The sequence below is a fragment of the Allosphingosinicella deserti genome (assembly GCF_003012735.1).
GTDB classification, from domain to species: domain Bacteria; phylum Pseudomonadota; class Alphaproteobacteria; order Sphingomonadales; family Sphingomonadaceae; genus Allosphingosinicella; species Allosphingosinicella deserti.
Genome location: NZ_PXYI01000003.1, coordinates 225,065 through 242,027, shown reverse-complemented (window position 1 = coordinate 242,027; position 16,963 = coordinate 225,065). Strand labels below are relative to the sequence as shown.

15 protein-coding genes are annotated in these 16,963 nt (G+C 67.7%); 6 read left to right on the top strand and 9 right to left on the bottom strand.

Annotation, left to right across the window (positions count from 1 at the left end; translation table 11 throughout):
• Positions 1-36 precede the first annotated feature (36 nt).
• Positions 37-1,527: a serine hydrolase domain-containing protein gene (locus tag C7I55_RS09575; RefSeq protein WP_233222134.1), complete on the bottom strand. Its 1,491-nt coding sequence runs from the start codon at positions 1,525-1,527 to the stop codon at positions 37-39.
• 127 nt (positions 1,528-1,654) lie between these two features.
• Here C7I55_RS09575 and C7I55_RS09570 point away from each other — a divergent pair, with 127 nt between their 5' ends.
• Positions 1,655-2,590, top strand: a complete 936-nt coding sequence (locus C7I55_RS09570) for an NAD(P)/FAD-dependent oxidoreductase (RefSeq protein ID WP_106512713.1) — start codon at positions 1,655-1,657, stop codon at positions 2,588-2,590.
• A gap of 21 nt (positions 2,591-2,611) precedes the next feature.
• Here C7I55_RS09570 and C7I55_RS09565 read toward each other — a convergent pair whose 3' ends face one another.
• The 4 genes from C7I55_RS09565 to ffh all read right to left on the bottom strand — a co-directional run bounded on the left by C7I55_RS09565 (position 2,612) and on the right by ffh (position 6,801).
• Entirely contained in the window at positions 2,612-4,054 is a 1,443-nt protein-coding gene (locus tag C7I55_RS09565; protein ID WP_106512712.1) for a pyridoxal phosphate-dependent decarboxylase family protein, read from the bottom strand.
• A gap of 68 nt (positions 4,055-4,122) precedes the next feature.
• Positions 4,123-4,614 carry a ribosome maturation factor RimM gene (gene rimM, locus C7I55_RS09560; RefSeq protein WP_233222133.1) on the bottom strand — a complete coding sequence of 164 codons (492 nt, stop codon included), beginning with the start codon at positions 4,612-4,614 and terminating at the stop codon, positions 4,123-4,125.
• A gap of 143 nt (positions 4,615-4,757) precedes the next feature.
• Complete coding sequence (rpsP, locus tag C7I55_RS09555) at positions 4,758-5,273, bottom strand: 30S ribosomal protein S16 (RefSeq protein WP_106512711.1); 516 nt, start codon at positions 5,271-5,273, stop codon at positions 4,758-4,760.
• A gap of 25 nt (positions 5,274-5,298) precedes the next feature.
• Positions 5,299-6,801: a signal recognition particle protein gene (ffh, locus tag C7I55_RS09550; RefSeq protein ID WP_106512710.1), complete on the bottom strand. Its 1,503-nt coding sequence runs from the start codon at positions 6,799-6,801 to the stop codon at positions 5,299-5,301.
• 494 nt (positions 6,802-7,295) lie between these two features.
• Between ffh and C7I55_RS09545 the strand changes: the two genes are divergently transcribed.
• The 4 genes from C7I55_RS09545 (at position 7,296) to C7I55_RS09530 (ending at position 10,014) form a co-directional block, all read left to right on the top strand.
• Positions 7,296-7,751 (top strand): YaiI/YqxD family protein, encoded by a 456-nt coding sequence (locus C7I55_RS09545; protein ID WP_106512709.1) that lies wholly within the window; start codon positions 7,296-7,298, stop codon positions 7,749-7,751.
• A gap of 203 nt (positions 7,752-7,954) precedes the next feature.
• Positions 7,955-9,433, top strand: a complete 1,479-nt coding sequence (locus C7I55_RS09540) for a protein adenylyltransferase SelO (protein ID WP_106512708.1) — start codon at positions 7,955-7,957, stop codon at positions 9,431-9,433.
• Between the two features lie 153 nt (positions 9,434-9,586).
• Positions 9,587-9,766, top strand: coding sequence for a hypothetical protein (locus C7I55_RS28100; protein ID WP_106512707.1), 180 nt, complete (start codon positions 9,587-9,589; stop codon positions 9,764-9,766).
• Positions 9,763-10,014: a hypothetical protein gene (locus C7I55_RS09530; RefSeq protein WP_106512706.1), complete on the top strand. Its 252-nt coding sequence runs from the start codon at positions 9,763-9,765 to the stop codon at positions 10,012-10,014. The genes C7I55_RS28100 and C7I55_RS09530 overlap by 4 nt, the downstream gene beginning before the upstream one ends.
• Here C7I55_RS09530 and C7I55_RS09525 read toward each other — a convergent pair.
• The 4 genes from C7I55_RS09525 to C7I55_RS09510 all read right to left on the bottom strand — a co-directional run bounded on the left by C7I55_RS09525 (position 9,978) and on the right by C7I55_RS09510 (position 15,703).
• On the bottom strand, positions 9,978-10,196 hold the full coding sequence (locus C7I55_RS09525; RefSeq protein ID WP_106512705.1) for a hypothetical protein: 219 nt from the start codon (positions 10,194-10,196) through the stop codon (positions 9,978-9,980). The two genes, C7I55_RS09530 and C7I55_RS09525, sit on opposite strands and share 37 nt — an antisense overlap.
• Positions 10,197-10,318: 122 nt before the next feature.
• Entirely contained in the window at positions 10,319-11,341 is a 1,023-nt protein-coding gene (locus C7I55_RS09520) for a bifunctional helix-turn-helix transcriptional regulator/GNAT family N-acetyltransferase (RefSeq protein WP_106513169.1), read from the bottom strand.
• Between the two features lie 59 nt (positions 11,342-11,400).
• Positions 11,401-13,482: a phosphocholine-specific phospholipase C gene (locus tag C7I55_RS09515; RefSeq protein ID WP_106512704.1), complete on the bottom strand. Its 2,082-nt coding sequence runs from the start codon at positions 13,480-13,482 to the stop codon at positions 11,401-11,403.
• A 55-nt stretch (positions 13,483-13,537) separates the two neighbouring features.
• Positions 13,538-15,703: a TonB-dependent receptor plug domain-containing protein gene (locus C7I55_RS09510; protein WP_106512703.1), complete on the bottom strand. Its 2,166-nt coding sequence runs from the start codon at positions 15,701-15,703 to the stop codon at positions 13,538-13,540.
• 284 nt (positions 15,704-15,987) lie between these two features.
• On the opposite strand from C7I55_RS09510, the gene C7I55_RS09505 reads away from it, so the two are divergent.
• The gene (locus tag C7I55_RS09505; protein ID WP_106512702.1) at positions 15,988-16,827 is read left to right on the top strand and encodes an ion transporter; all 840 of its coding nucleotides are present in this window, start codon (positions 15,988-15,990) and stop codon (positions 16,825-16,827) included.
• Positions 16,828-16,963 lie beyond the last annotated feature (136 nt).

Below are 16,963 nucleotides of genomic sequence, written 5' to 3'. Positions count from 1 at the left end.
CAAACCCCTCCCTTCCAGGGAGGGGGACGTCGGAGGCTATCTCAGGATCGTGTAGCGGAAGGCCTGGATGGTCGCCGGGTTGGTCGGCGCGAGCAGGACCTGGCCTTCGAGGGCGCCCTTGTCGCATTGCCAGCGGAACGTGCCGGCGAGCGCCCCCGTCGGAGTCACCGGGCTCTCGGTGCGGCATTCGCCGACCTCGGCTTTGACGCTCTTCAGCTCGCGCGCCCAATTGTCCGCCGAACGGTCCATCAGGAAGTTCATTGCGAGCTGGGCGCGTGCCGGCTCGACGCTGCCGGCGCCGAACATTGCGCCCGCAGCGCGGTAGCCAGCCGTGAGTGCCGCGCTGACTGGGAGCGTTCGTTTCGGGATCGCGCCGGCGCGGTGAAGCGCCACCGCCGCGTCCCAGGCCGCGCCCGAGCCGCCATTATAGGTGCGGTTGGAAAAGACAAAGATGCCGACGCCCTGATCGGTCAGCAGCAGCATGTGCGATCCGTAGCCCGGATAACCGCCGCCATGGCTCAGCGTGTTCCCGAGATCGGGATCCTCGGCCGCGATCAGACCCATGCCGTAGGCCGCCGCCTGGGTGACCGGCGTGCTGCCGAAGCGCTGGCGGAGGCGCGCGAAGTTGGAGCCGAGCGCCATCTCGCGCAACGTTGCGCGCTTGACCGGCCCGGCCTCTCGGTCGTCGCGCGGCGGCCAGGCCGAGAGCAGGAAACCCATCCAGCGGGCATAATCATTGGCGCTGGTCTGGACCCCGCCCATCGCGCCGAACACGCCATGGCGCATCGTCGGCTCCTCGGCCCAGGCGTCATTCTCCCAGCGGTAACCGATCGCGCGGCGCTCCATCGGCGAGGCCGGCACGTCATAACTGGTCGAGGTCATGCCGAGCGGCCGCTGGATCGTGCGCGCGATATACTGATCGTACGGCAGGCCCGAGACATTGGTGACGATCCGTCCGAGCAGGGCATAGCCGAAGTTCGAATATTCGAAGGCCGTTTGCGGCGCGCGGGTGTACGGCACGCCCGTCTTCAGCATCGCGGTGAATTCGGCTTCGCTGATCACCTGCTGGCGGTCGCCCCAGGGATCGTCGGTGACGAAGCCGCCGGCATGGCTGAGCAGGTCGCGCACCCGGATGCGCGGCGAATCCGCGGTGGGGTATTTCCAGGCCTTGAGCTCCGGTACATAGGTCTCGGCGAGCGCGTCGAGCGAGAGCTTGCCTTCGTCACGCAGCTTCAGGATGGCGAGTGCGGTGAACGCCTTCGACATCGAGGCGATGCGGAACAGGCTGTCCGCAGTTACCGGCCGCTTCGCGCCGAGATCCTGGACTCCGAAGCCTTTGACATGGACGAGCTGCCCGTCGGCCACGATCCCGTAGACGAGCCCGGGCGCGTGCGACTCCTTCTGGAACCTCTCGAAGATGCGGTCGATCTCCGGCACGGCCGCCGCGATCTTCGCGCGATCGGCGGCGTTGGCCGGGAGGGTGAAGACCGCGAGCAGGCCCGCAACGACAAACTTCGTGAATCGCACTTCGTCCCGCCCTCTCACGCCATCCAGTATCCGATCCTTAAACCGAAGACCTCGACAGAGTCTCGCCCCTATGCCGATCGGCAGGATCGCAACGGAACCGCCCTCGCCGCGATGCGCTGAGCGCGCCATGACCGAAGAACCCTGTTACGATTGCCTGGTGATCGGCGGCGGCCCCGCCGGCCTCACCGCCGCCATCTATCTGACCCGCTTTCACCTGTCGCTGAAGGTCGTGGACGCCGGCAACAGCCGCGCCAGCTGGATTCCCTGCACCCACAACCATGCCGGCTACCCGGAAGGCATTTCCGGCAAGGAGCTGGTCGCGCGGATGAAGGAGCAGGCGCAGAAATACGGCGCCTCGATCGTCAGCGGCCGTGTGACCCGCATCGAGCGGATCGACGGCGGCTTCCGCGCCGAGTGGGGCGAAGGATCGGTGATCGCGCGTACGGTATTGCTCGCCACCGGAGTGACCAACCGCAAGCCGCCGATGGACGAGGAACTGCACGACGAAGCGCTGCAGCGGGGGCTGATCCGCTACTGCCCGATCTGCGACGGCTATGAGGTCACCGACAAGAAGATCGGCGTGATCGGCAGCGGCACGCATGGCGTCGCCGAGGCCGTGTTCCTGCGCGGGTTCACCGAGGATGTCACCCTGATCGCGCCCGACATGGCGCATTGCCTGTCCGAGGAGGACCAGGCGCGTCTGACCGAGTACGGCATCGCCGCCGTCGACGGGCCGTGCCAGGCAGTGGCCGCGCATGACGATTGCATCGTCGTCGACACGGCACAAGGCCATCATACGTTCGACAGCGTCTACCCGGCACTCGGCTCCGACACCCATGTCGAGCTCGCCCTCCAGCTCGGCGCGGCACTGACCGATGGCGTGCTCGTCGTCGACAGCCACCAGCGCACCAGCGTGACGGGCCTCTACGCGGCCGGCGACGTCGTGCTCGGCCTCGACCAGATCAGCCATGCGATGGGGGAAGGCGGTGTCGCCGCGACCACGATCCGCAACGACATGGCGAAGGTGCGGCCGATCAAGCGCGAGACGCTGAAAACGTCCTGAGCGCCTGCGGGGCAGCACACATCATGAGGCCTGCAGTCGCGCGACGGCGCGAACGAGCGCATCCACGACCTCGTCGATATGCTCGATATGGGTGCGAAAGCTGACGATCGCGCAGCGCAAGGTGAAGCGGCCGTCGATGCGGGTGCCGCTCAGCATCACCCGCCCCTCCTCCTGCACGTCGCGCAGCAGCCGCTCGTTGAACGTGTCGGCGTCGCCGGTCTCCGGCAGGTAGCGGAAGGCCACGACCGAGAGGTCGGGCGCCGGCCCGGCGTCGAAGCCCGGCAGCTCGCCGAGGCGCGCGTGGAAATAGGCGGCGAGCGCGAGCTTCTCGGCCTGGGCGGCGCGGAACGCCTCCACGCCGGCGATCTGCAGCGGGAGCCACAGCCGCAGCGCCCGGAAGTGCCGGGTCAGCTCGGGCGAGAGATCGGCGGGCGATGGGCCGACATCGAAGTCGCCGAGCGGCCGGATATAATCGGCGCTGGCGCTGAACGAGTCGAGCAGATGGCGGCCCTCGCGCACCAGCACGGCGCCGGTGCCGTAGGGCAGGAACAGGGTCTTGTGCGGATCGACGACGACGCTGTCGGCGAGATCGATGCCGCGCAGTCTCTCGCGACCCGCGTCGCAGAGCGCGAACAGGCCTCCATAGGCGCCGTCGACATGGAGCCAGGCGCCATGTCGCCGGCAGACATCGGCAATGTCGGCCAGCGGATCGACCGCGCCGCTGTCTACGGTTCCGGCCGAGGCGACGACCAGCCAGGGCCGGATCCCGGCGGCGCGATCGCCGGACAGCGCCCGATCGAGCGCGTCGGCCGACATCCGGTGGCCGTCGTCTGTGGCGACCGTGCGACGTGGCGCCCGTCCTCGCCCGGCGATGTGCAGCGCCTTGTCGACGCAATGATGGGCGAAGCGGGTCGCATAGACACTGCCGCCGCCGTCCGCGTCCCGCGCGTCGCGCGCGGCGACGATCGCGGCGAGCGTGGCGAGGCTACCGCCCGACGTCAGCGTCCCCGCCGACCCTTCGGGATAGCCGATCACCTCGGCCAGCCACGCCGAGGTCGCATTCTCGAGCCGCGCCGCACCCGGGGCAGCGGAGGCGAATCCGGAATATTTGTTGGAGACTGCCGCAAGCAGATCCCCAAGCGCGGCGTGGAACAGCCCGCCCCCGGGGATGTAGGCCATGAAACGCGGCGAGGCAGTGGCGAAGCCCGGCCGCTCGACGCACTCGCCCAGATAGGCCAGCACATCCGCCGGGTCCCTGCCCTGCTCGGGGAACTCCGGATCGAGGCGCCGCGAGAAGACCAGGTCGGCCGGCTGCTTGCTCGGGGCATCGGGGATGCCGTCGAGAAAGGCCAGAGCGTGGGCAAGGGCCTGCTGCCCAAGGGCGTTACGCTCCGCACCGTCCGGTTCGAGCGGCGCGGTGCGCGCCCGAAGCTCCGCAATCCGTGTTCTCAGCGCGTCGATCATGGACGAGGCTAGTCCCACACTAAGCCGGCGACGGGAAGCGCCTGCGTCAGGCCAACAGCTTCATGCCGTCAGGCGAGGAAGACGGGGTCGACGACGATCCGGCCCTCTTCGAGGTCGGCGACGCCGTCACGGAACGGCACCATCGTCCGCCGGCCGCCCGGTTGTTCGATCTCGAGGATGTCGCCGGCGCCGAAATTCTCGACCGCGACGATCGTGCCGAGGGCTTCGCCGCTTTCGCTTTCGCACGGTAGGCCGATCAGGTCGGCGTGGTAATATTCGCCGTCGTCGAGCGGCGGCAGCGCCGATCGGGCGATGGTGAGGAGCTGGCTGCGCAGCGCCTCGGCGGCGTTGCGATCGGTGATCTCGGCGAAACGGACGATCGGGTTGGGTCCCGGTTTGATCGAGACGATGCTGAGCATGCGATCGCCGACCCGCACCGTGTCGAGGCGCTTCAGCGTCTCGATGCCCTCCGCGAACAGCTTGAGGCGCACGTCGCCTCCGATGCCATGGGCACCGGCAACCGCCGCGAGGGTGACCTGGGGATCTTCATTCGGGATCACGAACACTTGCCCTTGTTCCTCTCCCCATCAGGGGAGAGGCTGGGAGAGGGGCAGAGGGGAAGCAGCGCACGTGCAAGCAGACCTGCACGGGATCCGACTCCCCTCCCCCGACCCTCTCCCCTGCAGGGGAGAGGGTGTGCAGATCATTCCGCCTTGTCGGCGCCGTCAGCCGGGGCGGCTTCGTCGGCGCCTTCGGCCGGCTCGCTGGTCGACTGGCCTTCGTTGGACGCCTCGTCGGCTGGAGTCGGCTCTTCGGCCGGGGTCGGCTCGGGTGCCGGCGCATTGGCTTCGGCCTCGGCGGCCGCCGCCGCTTCGGCGAGTTCGGCTTCGCGAGCGGCGCGCTCTTCGGCGCGCTCGGTGGCCTTCTCGCCCGGCTTGCCCTTGTTCGGGTTGCTGCGCGCGGCGCGCTCACGGACGCCCGCGGCGTCGAGGAAGCGGGCGACGCGGTCGGTCGGCTGGGCACCGACGGACAGCCAATGGCGGGCGCGGTCGGCGTCGAGCTTCACGCGCTCTTCGCTGTCCTTGGGGAGCATCGGATTGTAGCTGCCGATGCGCTCGATGAACTTGCCGTCGCGACCGGTGCGCGCGTCGGCGACGACGATCTTGTAATAAGGACGCTTCTTGGCGCCACCGCGGGAAAGCCGGATCGAAACTGCCATAATCTATTCCTTTCGAGTGATTTCGTTATTTCTTCAAAAACTTGTCGAAGCCCGGCGGAAGCCCGAACGGCGCACCGCCCGATCCGCCGCCGCCGGGAAGCCCGGGCAATCCGCCGGCCGGGCCGGCGCCGCCGGGGCCGCCAAGGCCCCCCAGCCCACCCATGCCGCCGCCGCCGAGACCGCCCATCCCGCCACCGCCGAACAGCGCGCCCAATTTTCCGAGGCCGCCCATCTTGCGGATCTTCTTCATCGCGTTGGCCATTTCCTGATGCATCTTCAGGAGCTTGTTGACGTCCTGCACGGTGGTGCCGGATCCCTTGGCGACGCGGATCTTGCGCTTGGCATTGAGCAATTCCGGCTTGATCCGCTCCTTGGCGGTCATCGAGCCGATCATCGCATCCATGTGGACCAGGATCTTGTTGTCCATGCCGCTCTGCGCCATCGCCCCCTGCACCTTCTTCATGCCCGGGAGCATGCCGGCGAGGCCGGTGAGGCCGCCCATGCGCTGCATCTGCTGCAGCTGCGAGCGCAGATCGTTCATGTCGAACTGGCCCTTCGCCATCTTGCGGGCGAGCGCCTCGGCCTCTTCGACCTTGATCGTTTCCTGCGCGCGCTCGACCAGGCTGACGACGTCGCCCATGCCGAGGATACGGCCGGCGACGCGGCTCGGGTGGAAGGCCTCGAGCGCATCGATGCCCTCGCCGACGCCGGCGAACTTGATCGGCTTGCCGGTGACCGCGCGCATCGACAGGGCCGCGCCGCCGCGGGCGTCGCCGTCGAGCCGGGTCAGAACGACGCCGCTGAGTTCGACCTGCTCGGAGAAATTGCGGGCGACATTGACCGCGTCCTGGCCGGTCAGCGCGTCGACGACGAGCAGGATCTCGTTCGGGGTCGAAACGTCGGCGACCGCCTTCATCTCGTCCATCAGCGCCTGATCGACGTGAAGGCGGCCGGCGGTGTCGAGCAGAAGCACGTCATAGCCCTGCAGGCGCGCGGCCTGGAGCGCGCGGCGGGCGATCTCGACCGGCTGCTGGCCCGGGACGATCGGCAGGGTTGCGACGTTGGCCTGGGTGCCGAGCACCGCGAGCTGCTCCTGCGCCGCCGGACGGGCGACGTCGAGCGATGCCATCAACACCTTCTTGCGATCGCGCTCGGTGAGCCGGCGCGCGATCTTGGCGGTGGTCGTCGTCTTGCCCGAGCCCTGGAGGCCGACCATCATCACCACCGCGGGCGGGGTGACGTCGACGTGGAGATCGGACGCATCGGCGCCGAGCATGTCGACCAAAGCATCGTGAACGATCTTGACGACCTGCTGGCCCGGCGTGACCGATTTCAGGACCTGCTGGCCGACCGCCTGCTCGGTAACCTTGTCGACGAACTCGCGAACCACCGGCAGCGCGACGTCGGCTTCGAGCAAGGCGATGCGAACCTCGCGCATCGCCGCGCGCACGTCGGCCTCGACCAGCGCACCGCGGCCGCGGAGGCGATCGAAGACACCGGTAAGGCGATCGCTGAGGCTCTCGAACATCCAAAATTCCTCTGTGATGACGCCGCCAAACGAAAAACGCCGGCGGGCGAAACTCGCCGGCCAGCGTGCATCCTTCGGACGCGCGTCACCCGACTCCTGAGCCGGGATGTGGGCGCGCATAAAGTAAGGGGCAAGGGAAGGCAAGACGGAAGGCGGGGGAGCGTGCTGCTCGGTTCCTTGGAGGGTTTGTCCAACGCCGTCATTCCGGCCCTTCCCTACGGGGGGCGCCCTATTCGTCATTCCGGCGGAAGCCGGAATCTCAGGACCAGATGGCAGAAGAGCCAATGGAGCGCTCCCTTGGCGCTGGCGCCTCTCTCTCCATGAGATCCCGGCTTCCGCCGGGATGACGGACTGGGGAAGTCGGCCGCGGTGACGGGCTGGAGCAAGTCCGTCGCGGCGACGGGCTGGGGCAAGTCGGTCCCGGTGACGGGCTGGGCCAGGCCGCCCGCCCGCGCCCCCTTCCCCTCCCCGGCGCGCCGCGGCAAAGGGTGCCCATGAACCCTTTCATTCTGGTCGATGCCGACGCCTGCCCCGTCAAGGACGAGATCTACAAGGTCGCCTGGCGGCATGAGGTGCCGGTGAAGGTCGTCAGCAACAGTCCGTTCCGGGTTCCCGCCCATCCCCTCATCGAACGCGTGATCGTCGACGGCGGCTTCGATGCGGCCGACGACTGGATCGCCGAGCGCGCCGATTCCGCCGCGATCGTGATCACGGCCGATATCCTGCTCGCCGACCGCGCGCTCAAGAAGGGCGCCATCGTGCTGGCGCATAACGGCAAGCCGTTCACCGCCAACTCGATCGGATCCGCCATCGCCACCCGCGCGATCATGGCCGATCTCCGCGCCGGCATGGACGGCCCCGGCGGCGGCCCGGCGCCGTTCGCCAAGGCCGACCGCTCCCGTTTCCTGCAGGCGCTCGATGAAGCGGTGGTGCGGCTGAAGCGCGGCTGAGCGCGCCCGATACGAGCGGAAGCGCGCGTTCCCGCACTTCGTCCGAGACGGCGTGGGTCCTCCGCCGCGCCGCTGGCGATAATTCGGCATCCCGCGCTTGCGCCTTGATTTCGCGGGGCTTCGGCCCGACCTCGATGGGACACAAGCCAGGCGGCCGATGCGCCCGGCTCACGCAAACGCGCAGCGGCGCCAGACGAGGTTTCATGAGCGTCTCGATACCATTCGACAACAGCTATGCCCGCCTGCCGGAGCGCTTCTACGCATCCGTGGTGCCGAGCGCCGCGTCCGCGCCGCGTTTGATCAAGCTCAATCGCGACCTCGCGCGCGAGCTCGGGCTCGATCCGGATGCGCTCGCCGGCGCCGAGGGCGTCGGGATCCTCAGCGGGCTGCACCTTGCCGAGGGATCGCAGCCGATCGCGCTCGCTTATGCCGGTCACCAATTCGCGCATTTCGTGCCCCAGCTCGGCGACGGCCGGGCCATCCTGCTCGGCGAGGTGATCGACCTCAAGGGCAAGCGCCGCGACATCCACCTCAAGGGCTCGGGGCGCACGCCGTTCTCGCGCGGCGGCGACGGCAAGGCGGCGCTCGGGCCGGTGCTGCGCGAATATGTTGTGAGTGAAGCGATGGCGGCGCTCGGCGTGCCCACCACCCGAGCGCTGGCCGCGGTGGCGACGGGCGAGACGGTGGTCCGCGACGCGCTGCTGCCCGGTGCCGCGATCGTGCGGGTGGCGGCGAGCCACATCCGCGTCGGCACCTTCCAGTTCTTCGCCGCCCGTGACGATGCCGAGGGGCTGCGGCTGCTCGCCGACCATGTCATCGCACGCCACTATCCGGACGCGGCCGCAGCCCCACAGCGTTATCGCGCCCTGCTCGATGGGATCGTCGCGGCACAGGCCGATCTCGTCGCACGCTGGCTGTTGATCGGCTTCATCCACGGCGTGATGAACACCGACAACATGGCCGTATCCGGCGAGACGATCGATTATGGCCCCTGCGCCTTTCTCGACGACTATGATCCGGCGAAGGTGTTCAGCTCGATCGACCGGATGGGACGCTATGCCTATGGCCGGCAGCCCGAAATGGCGTTGTGGAACCTTACCAGGCTCGCGGAGACCTTGCTGCCGCTGCTCGCCGATGACGAGGAAGCGGCGATCGCCGAGGCTCAGGAGGCGCTCGCCGGGTTCGCACCGGCCTTCGAGGACGCCTATCTCGGCGGGCTGCGACGCAAGCTCGGCTTCGCGACCGAACAGGAGAGCGATCTGGCGCTGGCCACCAACATCCTGCAGGCGCTGGCCATCGCCAAGGTGGATTTCACCAACTTCTTTCGCGGGCTCGCCGATGCGCAGGCTCCGGGCGACGGCGAGGACCGGCTCCGCGCGATGTTCGACGATCCGTCCTCTTTCGACATTTGGCTGGTCACGTGGCGCGCCCGGCTCGCCGCCGAGTCGCAGGGTCCAGGCGCACGGCGGGAGGCGATGCGGGCGGTGAACCCTGCCTTCATTCCGCGCAACCATCGGATCGAGGCGATGATCCGTGCCGCCGTCGACGACGACAACTTCGGGCCGTTCGACGAGCTGAACGCAGTGCTGTCGCGCCCCTATGACGATCAGCCGGACCTAGCCCGTTATTCCGAGCCTCCCGCCGAGGCGGAGCGGGTGACGGCGACCTTCTGCGGCACCTGATTCAGAGCATGATCGGATGAGGCTGTATCAGTCCGATCCGTGGATCATGCTCGCGTCCTTGGATCAGGAAATTGCACCGAAAGGGAGGCGAAAATCGCCGACCGACGGCGAATGGCGCTTCAGTCACGCGCTACAAAAGAGTATAAGCATTGCATGAGCTTGCGGTGCATCCTTGGCCTGCACAGGCCATCGCCTTTGTCGATACGACGCAACGAGGCGGGCCTGCGCAGCCTGTGCGAGAATTGCGGCCTGCCGCTCCAGAAGACCGAGGGCGCGAAGTGGGTCGAAGCCCGTCCGCTGGCCGCTCCGGCGGTCCGGGAAAGCCGTACATGAGCTATGCGGCGGCGATTGGGGCGTTCGTCGCCGGGCGCAGCCGCCTGCCGATCTGCGATGCATGCGTCGCCGACCATCTCGGCATACGCACCGGTCAGGTCGCCGCGGCGGCGATCAGGCTGGCGCGGCAGCAGGCGCTCGAACGGTTCGAAGGGCGCTGCGCCGGCTGCTGCACGACCCGCACGGTGATTGCGGGGCGATCGAGCAGCCCTCAGGCGGAGTGCGTGCTCGCCCTCGTGGCGCCGTAGACCGGCCCACGGCGACGCTGCCGCGCATCCGAGGCAGCCGCCACCCCGGCGTGAAGCAGGCGTCCGCCATATTTCACGATCAATGGTGCCGCGAGTCCGGCCGCGATGCCCGCCGACGGCGCGTAGCCCCACTTGCGGGCCAGATAGCGGCCGGTCAAAGCGCGAGTCAGTTTTCCGATCATCCGTCTCTCCCGAATTGGTTCGCAGGGGGGGCGCAACGCCGATCGGCATTGCCCCAGAATCGCCTGACGGCAGACGAACAAGGCGCGGGCCGGGTTCCGACCGCCGCTTCAAACGTCGCCCGCTATCCGGTGCAAGCAGGTTCGGCGAGACTCTTGCGCAAGGTGACGAAGTAAAGGTCGCCCCGCTTGGGAATACCGAAGCGATCGTCGCCATAGGGAAAGGAGGCGGTCTCGCCGCAGGGGCGATAGCCGCGCCGTTCGTACCAGGCGATCAGGGACTCACGGATGTTGATGACGTTCATCATGACCTCGCGGCCACCCTGTGCGGCGATCCGCGCCTCCGCGAGCGCGAGCAGGCGCCGACCGAGCCCGGAATTCTGAACACCCGGATCGATCGCCAGCGATCCAAGATACCAGAGCCCCTCCCCTTTGGGCTCGAGCCACACCGACCCCTGGATGGCCCCATCGGCCCGCCGCCACACCATCAGGGCGGCGTCCGAATTGGCGGCGATCTCGGCGCGCAGCCAGGCCGCATTGGTGCGATCGCCCGCGATGAAATCGGCTTCGCTGCACCATGACGCCGCGGCTCCGGTGCCGCGATAGGCGGCGTTCATCAGGGTGACGATGGCCGGGATGTCGGCATCCATGGCGCGCTCCAGCCGGTCCGCGCCCTGTGCGCGGATCCGCTCGCCAAGCGAACGCTCCGCAAGCCGCGATTCCAGCGTGGCGATCTGCTCCAGCAACGGCCCGGACAGATCGGCGGCAAGCGCCCGCACCGCCTCCTCGACCCGCGGCGAGACGCTCGTTTTCGCCCGCGCCAGGGCCTCGCGTCCGGCGATGCTGAGCGAGACCACGCGCTGCCGCCGGTCCGCGCGGCTGGGCAGCACGTCGACGAGCCCGGATCGCACCAGCCGATCGACGTTGCGCGTGATCGCCGGCTGGCTCATGCGCATCGCCTGCGCGATCTCGCCGATCGAGGCGGCGCCCGCCTCAAGCGTGGCGAGCAACGGATATTGGCCGGGCTGGATGGGCACCCCCGCCGCGTTCGCGGCGCGAACCACGTCGCCCTGAAGCTGCTCCGCCAGCCGCTTCAGCCGGCTGCCGAGATACAGGAACTCCCCTTGGGCAATCACGTCCGCCGCCATCGCGCCCTCCATTTCCATAGCCGGTTATGTATCGCGGCTCGGCGAACGCGACAAGCGGGTCAGGCGAGCGCCGGATCGCTGACGCCGTGCGCGCCGGTCTCCATTCGTCCGGCGAAACGCTGCCGGACGCCGGGTCCCTCGACCGCGAGATCGTACCAGCCGTGGCTGGTCTCGACCGGCCATGACAGGCTGCGCCGCAGCGGTGCCGGTTCGGCGGCGCCATAATGAAGCGCGCGCACGGTCAGTCCCTCGGGCGCGCCGGGACGGGTCGAGAGAACCAGCGCCTTCCGGCGCACATCGTAGCGCAGCGTCGCCAACGCGAGCCTCGCATCCTTTCCTTCGCCGGCAAAGGTGCGCACGAACCCGTTCGGGCCGAGCACCCAGAGATCGTGGCTCCCGTCCTCGTCGAAGGCCCAGCGATCCGAAAGGCTCTTGCCGGGCTCGACCGTGTAGCGCCGCGGGATGCGTGCCAGATCCTTGCGGTCATAGACCTGGAAGACCGCGCCGGCCTTGCCCTCGTTGACGAAGGTAAGCTCGATCCCCGCGCCGCCGAGCGCGCGCGCGGCGTCGACGTGGAGGACATAGGGAAGCGCCCGGGAGCGTCTAAGGCCGCGTTCCTGGAACAAGGGCGTAGGCTGCTCCGGCGGCATGATCTTGGGCCGCTGCATATGCGCCAGGACGATCCCGGAGGCGCCCTCGACCTTGGGCAAGGGCGGGAAGGCCGCGTCGGGCGCGGCGGTGAAATCGAACGCGGAGGTGAGGTCGCCGCAGACCGCCCGGTGCCACGGGCTGATCGCCGGAATGGTTACGCCGAAGCGCGCCTCGATGAAGCGGCCGACCGACGTGTGATCGAACACTTCCGAATTGACCCAGCCGCCCTTGCTCCACGGCGAGACGATGTACATCGGCACCCGCGGACCCAGGCCCCAAGGCCGCACGGCGCCGCTGATCACGTCGTCGGCGACGCGGTATTTGGCCTCCGGATCGTGGAAATAATGGCCGGCGAGGTCGAGCGTCGCCTTGCCCATCGCGCGGCCCTCGCCATCGAACGAGGGCGGTGCCGGCGGCGGCACGTGATCGAACTGGCCGTCATTCTCGTCGAACGTCTGGAAGAAGACGGTGCGGCTCCACACCTCTGGATTGGCGGTCAAAGCGGCCAGCACGCGCGCGGTGAACTCGGCGCCCTGCAGCGGCGTCGAGGCGCCCGGATGCTCCGACCATTCCTTGGGCGGCAGCACCCAAGACACCGCCGGCAGGGTGCCCTCACGGACGTCCTCAGCCAGCCGGTCCAGGGTCAGATCGGCCATGCCCTTTTCGAACAGCGGAGAGCCGGGCCTGGCGTTGCGGAAGCTTTCAAAGGCGAGGCCGCCATGCATTGCGCCCGTCCAATTGTCGTTGGGATCCTGGTAGATCCGCCAGCTGATCCCGGCCTCCTCGAGCACGTCCGGGATCGTCTTCCAGGTGAGGGCGGATCCGGCATACGTATAGCCCGGCTCGGGCAGCGCGCCCTTGATCCAGCAGCGCAGGTTGTTCGGCTCGGAATCGGCGTCGGTGCAGTTGATGCCCTGCGCCCGCTTCCCCGGATCGAAATTGGATCCGGACCAGAACACGATCCGGTTGGGATCGGTGCCTGTCGTCACGGAGCAATGATAGGCGTCGCAGATGGTGAAGGCTTCGGCGAGCGCGAACTGGAACGGGATGTCCTCGCGCCGATAATAGCCCATCGAATAGGGATTCTTGTATTTCGGCCAGGATCCGAACTTGCCCTGGTTCCACGCCGCCTGCGAATCCGAGAAACTGTGCGGCGTCCCCGGCACCTTCAGCGCATCGGTCGCCGCGGTATCGAGGTGGAAAGGCGGCAATTCGCGCGCGCCGTCCGATTGCTGCCAAACGCTGCGTCCGCCCTCCATCGGGATCGGGTGGCGGTCGCCGAAGCCGCGGACGCCGCGCAGGGTTCCGAAATAATGATCGAAGCTCCTGTTCTCCTGCATCAGGATGACGATGTGGGCGACATCCTTGATGGTGCCGGTGCCGCGCGCCGCCGGAATGGCGAGCGCGCGGGCGATGCTTGGCGGGATCGCCGCCGCGGTGCCGGCGGCGGCGGCGGCGCGAAGCAGGTTTCTGCGGGTCGTGTCGGTCATGTCTTGGCCCTTCATCGTCAGCCGACGAAGCGCACGCGCCGCCTCGGCGCGCCGCTCAGAACTGCGTGGTGTAGGAGAAGTAATAGCTGCGCGGCTTGCCCTCGAACGGATAGCCGTAGAAGTAATCGGGGCCGTTGAGTTTGATCTGCCCGGTCACGAAGGCCTCGCTGAAGCGCCTGTTGCCGTAGGCCCAGCGCTCGGCATAATCGGCGTCGAACAGATTGGCGATGCGCAGCTGGAAACGATGCTGGCGCTCGGCGCCCGCCCAGTAGGCGATCGAGGCGTTGGCGACGAAATAGTTGCCGAAATTGGTGCGCAGCACGCCGCCGACGCCGCCGGTCGAATATTCCGGCCCCTGATAGCGCGGCATGAAATTGACGTGGAAATGCCGGTCGGGCGAGTGCCAGGCGACATTGCCCTGAACGATATATTCCGGCGTCTCGTTGATCTGCAGCTTGGTGCCGTCGAGCCGTGCCTGCTGCTTGGTGTAGCTGATGTTGGCGGCGAACTGGCTGCCGATCGCAATGTCGAGCTCGGCGGTGAGGCCGCGTATCTGGGTGATGCGATCGTTGTTGAAATAGGTGTTCGGGGTGAGGCCCGAGGTCGTCTGGATGCGGTTGGTGATATCGGTGTGGAAGCCGCCGATCTCCGCATTGACGCGCACGTCGCCGAAGCCGGCGCCGTAGCCGACGCCGACATTGTAGGTCTCGGTCTCCTCGGTCTTGAGATCCGGATTGCCGATCGTGGTCGCGCTCTGGGCGTAGAGCTCGTTATTCTTCGGCGTGCTGTACGACGTGCCGCCATTGGCGCGCAGGTAGAAATCGCCGATCGGCTGGCGCAGGCCGAACTTCCAGATCGTCTTTGATCCGAAGCTGTCGGCGAAGTCGGTCCGGATCGCCAGCGACAGCCGGGTCGAGGGGCTGAACGGCAGTACCGGCCGGAAATCCGCATAGAGGCCGGTGATCGTCGTCGTCGCGTCGCCGACCGGAAAGACCGGATCGGAATCGTCCTTGTAGGAGACGATCTGCACGCCGCCGACCACTTCGAGGACGTTGGGGAGCGTAAAGGTCGCGCGGGCATTGCCGCCGAGTTCGCGGAAACCGCTCTTCTTCGAGTCCGGGCCGAAACCCTGGTTCGGGAAAGCGATGTTGCGGCCGGTATATTTGCCCCACGCGATCGCTTGCCCGGTCGCCGGGCTGACGCAGCCCGTTCGGATCATGCACACTTCGGGGAAGGTCTCGGTGTTCGAGAGCTGCGGATTGCTCCAATAGGCCGAAACCTCGGTCATCAGCCGCTCGGACCAGGTCCGCACGAAGCTCGCGTCGACGATCGGATATTCCACCTTGTTGGGCGAGAAGGTGTTGGTGTCCGGGAACGGATCGTGGAACTGGATCTGGGTAAACTGGCCGTTGACCCGGATTTCGGTGCGATCGTCGGGTTTCCAGAGATATTTGAGGCCGACATTGTCGCGATCGGTCGGGAATTCCTGGACTCCGCCACCGGCCGCGACATTGTCGACGAAGTCCGCGGGGTTGAAGATGCGCGGATTGTCGGTGTGCTGCGCGGTGCCGTAGATCATGATGCTGTGCCGCCCGTCGGCGTCGAGCGGGAAGGAAGCATTGCCCCAGATGTCGCGGGTGCCGAACGAGCCGACATTGGCGCCGAATTCGAACCTCTTGCCGCCGTCGGGCTTCTTGGTGACGACGCTGACCACGCCGATGCCGCCATTGCTGCCGAAGAACAAGCTGTTGCCGCCGCGGAACACCTCGATGCGATCGATCATGTGCGGATCGATGGTGGTCGCGCCCCAGATCTCCTCGAGTGCCGGGCCGCGGTCGTAGAGCGGCACGCCGTCCAGCACGACCAGCGTATCACGATCGCCGCCGCCGTCGAGACGGATCGTATACTCGCCCTCGTCCGGCGAGTAGCCGATGTTCGCGCCCTTGACGAGAAACTGGATTGCCTCGGCGAAATTGGTCGCGCCGCTCGCCTCGATCGCGTCGGAATCGACGATCTGAACGGCATTGCCATATTCGGCGACGCTGGCTGCGAGCGGGCTGCTGCGCACCGCCTTGCCGGTGACCAGGATCTCGTCCTCGCGCTGATCGTCGTCTGCGGTGGCTGCGGCAGCAGCGGCGGCGGTGATGCCTGCCTCGCCTGCCGCGCCTTCGCGTGCGGGCAGATCGGCGGCGAACGCCGGCATCTGGCAACAGCCAGCCATCAAGAGACCGCCAAGGCCCCTCGTCACGAATGTCGTCACTGTCCAATTTCCCCCTGATCACTCGATCCGAACCGGACATCCTCTCAGCGGCCGGCGAACCTCGCGACGCCGTTTCCGCTGCCTTGACGTCACGCTAGCGCCGCCCTGCGTCGGGCCCGTGATCGTTCAGCGCTTCCGCGGTGACGGCGCGGCGACAGAAAGGTGACAAGCGCTCTCCACCTGCCCGGCAAGCTCTGGACAGGGTTCTCCGGCCCGATCAGAATTGACCGATGGGGGAGTCGTCGATGAGCGAAGTTCGCGGAAGCACGGAGACCAGGGAGGCGCCCCGCCTTCGCCGGCGGCTCCATCGTCAGCTCGATCCGGCCGCCTGGAATCGCAAGGGTCTGTCGCCGACCAACCGGTTCCTCGTCCTTCTGATCATCGCGGCGACTTTGCTGGCGATCCTCAGAACCGAGCCGATGATCGCGGACGGCCGCGAGACGCTGCTCAACGGGATCGACATGCTGTTCGGGTCGATCTTCCTCGCCGAATATGCCGCACGCTTGTGGGTCGCGGGCGACTCGCCCCGCTTCCGGGGTCCCGGGGGCCGCCTCCGCTATGCGCTGACTCCGGGCGCGCTCCTCGACGCCGCCGTCGTTGCCGCTACCCTGGCACCGATGGTCGCCAGCGGGTTCGTGTCGCTGCGGCTGCTGCGGGTGATCGCGATCTTGCGCTTCGCCCGCCTCGGCCGCTTTTCGACCGCGGTTCGCCATCTCACCGAGGCGGTCTCCGAGCGCCGCGACGAGCTGATGCTCACCGTTTTGCTCGCCTTCGCGCTGATCATCCTCGGCGCGACGGCTATGTGGCTGGCCGAAGGCCACGCCCAGCCCGACAAGTTCGGCAGCATTCCCCGCGCCATGTGGTGGGCGGCAGTGACCTTGACGACGATCGGCTATGGCGACGTCTTTCCGATCACGATCCTCGGCAAGTTCATCGCGGTGATCGTCGCGATCGCCGGAATCGGCCTGATCGCCATGCCGGCGGGCATCCTCGCCGCCGCGTTCAGCGACGCCATCCAGCGCGGTCGCGCTGCGGCGCCGTGCGACCCGGGCTCGAACGGCGTCGAAAGCGCTACAGGATCATGATCCAGGCCCGCAGCGCCGCTCGCTGACCGGCGTTCCTTCGGCCTGGTCCGCGCACCCGACAATCGCACAAACGCCATCGGAGACGGTGCGGGTCACGGTCGCGCGCGGCGTCTGATCGTGGTGAGCGGCGATGCCG

Bases quoted from the DNA above. Each gene is read 5' to 3' on its own strand.
- C7I55_RS09570 (WP_106512713.1), top strand. From the start codon at position 1,655: ATGACCGAAGAACCCTGTTACGATTGCCTGGTGATCGGCGGCGGCCCC.
- C7I55_RS09565 (WP_106512712.1), bottom strand. From the start codon at position 4,054: ATGATCGACGCGCTGAGAACACGGATTGCGGAGCTTCGGGCGCGCACC.
- rpsP (WP_106512711.1), bottom strand. From the start codon at position 5,273: ATGGCAGTTTCGATCCGGCTTTCCCGCGGTGGCGCCAAGAAGCGTCCT.
- ffh (WP_106512710.1), bottom strand. From the start codon at position 6,801: ATGTTCGAGAGCCTCAGCGATCGCCTTACCGGTGTCTTCGATCGCCTC.
- C7I55_RS09545 (WP_106512709.1), top strand. From the start codon at position 7,296: ATGAACCCTTTCATTCTGGTCGATGCCGACGCCTGCCCCGTCAAGGAC.
- C7I55_RS09540 (WP_106512708.1), top strand. From the start codon at position 7,955: ATGAGCGTCTCGATACCATTCGACAACAGCTATGCCCGCCTGCCGGAG.
- C7I55_RS28100 (WP_106512707.1), top strand. From the start codon at position 9,587: ATGAGCTTGCGGTGCATCCTTGGCCTGCACAGGCCATCGCCTTTGTCG.
- C7I55_RS09530 (WP_106512706.1), top strand. From the start codon at position 9,763: ATGAGCTATGCGGCGGCGATTGGGGCGTTCGTCGCCGGGCGCAGCCGC.
- C7I55_RS09525 (WP_106512705.1), bottom strand. From the start codon at position 10,196: ATGATCGGAAAACTGACTCGCGCTTTGACCGGCCGCTATCTGGCCCGC.
- C7I55_RS09520 (WP_106513169.1), bottom strand. From the start codon at position 11,341: ATGGCGGCGGACGTGATTGCCCAAGGGGAGTTCCTGTATCTCGGCAGC.
- C7I55_RS09515 (WP_106512704.1), bottom strand. From the start codon at position 13,482: ATGACCGACACGACCCGCAGAAACCTGCTTCGCGCCGCCGCCGCCGCC.
- C7I55_RS09510 (WP_106512703.1), bottom strand. From the start codon at position 15,703: ATGGCTGGCTGTTGCCAGATGCCGGCGTTCGCCGCCGATCTGCCCGCA.
- C7I55_RS09505 (WP_106512702.1), top strand. From the start codon at position 15,988: ATGAGCGAAGTTCGCGGAAGCACGGAGACCAGGGAGGCGCCCCGCCTT.